Here is a 998-nt window from a genome sequence, read left to right as displayed (position 1 = left end):
TTTTTGTTGCTCAGGAACTTATAAATAAAGTTAAATTATAGTGTTGCGGAATTAAGGGTAATAATTAATCTGATTAACTTATTTAAATCTGGTAGTAATGAATAGAAAGGACTTGGGGAAGATTTCCGTAATAGTCTCTACTTACAACCGTTGCGATGCTCTGCAAGTATGTTTACTCAGCTTGTTCAAGCAGACAGTCCTGCCCGATGAGGTCATTATAGGAGACGATGGCTCTACGGAAGAGACCGCCTCGTTGATAGCAAGGCTGCAAGAGCAGGCACCGTTTCCAATCATACATGTGTGGCATGAGGATAAAGGTTTCCGATTGGCTATGATGCGCAACAAGTGTGTAGCCCGTAGTACGGGAAACTATATCATAGAGATAGACGGTGATGTGTTCCTGCATCCAAAGCTGATAGCCGACCATCTCCGTGAAGCTGGCCGTGGCATTTACGTGAAAGGTGGAAGGGTAAACTTGGGCAAAGAGCTGACAGAGGAAATATGTAAGTCCGGTATGGTACGCCCGATTCATGTCTGGACGAAAGGAATTGAAAGCAAGCCGGAGAATGCAATCCATTGTATATGGCTGGCTCGCTTCTTGGCTCCGAGATACCGTAGAAAGCGTTCGGCTGCATTGGGCTGTAACATGTCCTTCTTCCGTGAGGATTTTATCAAGGTAAACGGTTATGATGAATTCTATGAGGGTTGGGGAAGTGAGGATATTGATTTGGGCAAGCGTCTGCTGAACAGTGGTTGCCGGAAACGGTATTTGAAGTTCGCAGGTATTGTTTACCACCTTTGGCATGAGGATAAGTTCATGTACAATAAGACAAAGAACTTGCAGTACATGAGAATGCTGGATGAACGGAAGACGGTACGCTGTACAAATGGAGTGGATAAATATTTATAAACTATATTACTAACTTAATTTATTAATTAAGAGCCTGTTTAAATTTTGTTCAGCAACATTCTTATTGCAGCAAGTTTCACCATCTCCT

General features: G+C 42.6%; 1 protein-coding gene. It reads left to right on the top strand.

Annotation, left to right across the window (positions count from 1 at the left end; translation table 11 throughout):
- Nucleotides 1–97 precede the first annotated feature (97 nt).
- The gene (locus DWY55_RS21825; RefSeq protein ID WP_008665367.1) at nt 98–910 is read left to right on the top strand and encodes a glycosyltransferase family 2 protein; all 813 of its coding nucleotides are present in this window, start codon (nt 98–100) and stop codon (nt 908–910) included.
- The last annotated feature ends 88 nt before the right edge of the window (nt 911–998 follow it).

The sequence above is a fragment of the Bacteroides sp. AF25-38AC genome, from assembly GCF_003602995.1.
Lineage (GTDB): Bacteria > Bacteroidota > Bacteroidia > Bacteroidales > Bacteroidaceae > Bacteroides > Bacteroides uniformis.
This window is presented reverse-complemented; position numbering and strand designations above follow the sequence as displayed.

Bases quoted from the DNA above. Each gene is read 5' to 3' on its own strand.
- DWY55_RS21825 (WP_008665367.1), top strand. From the start codon at position 98: ATGAATAGAAAGGACTTGGGGAAGATTTCCGTAATAGTCTCTACTTAC.